Annotated in this window: 1 rRNA gene; it reads right to left on the bottom strand. The window is 55.2% G+C overall.

Annotated features, from left to right (window positions below):
• Positions 1–187: ribosomal RNA gene (locus tag JDF658_RS13635) — 16S ribosomal RNA — on the bottom strand; the annotation flags it as partial.
• Between the last annotated feature and the right edge of the window lie 14 nt (positions 188–201).

Raw genomic sequence — 201 nt, 5'->3', positions numbered from 1 at the left:
GAGTGTACCAGGTATTAGCACCACTTTCGCGGTGTTATCCCTGTCTGAAGGGCAGGTTGCTCACGCGTTACTCACCCGTCCGCCGCTAAGCCGCTTGAGAACAAGCTCCCTCACGGCTCCGCTCGACTTGCATGTGTTAGGCACGCCGCCAGCGTTCATCCTGAGCCAGGATCAAACTCTCCGAATATATCTCGAAAAGTT

Source organism: Carboxydocella sp. JDF658 (assembly GCF_002049395.1).
Taxonomy (GTDB): Bacteria; Bacillota.
Note: the sequence above shows the minus strand (reverse complement) of the source record. Positions and strands in the feature narration are given on the sequence as shown.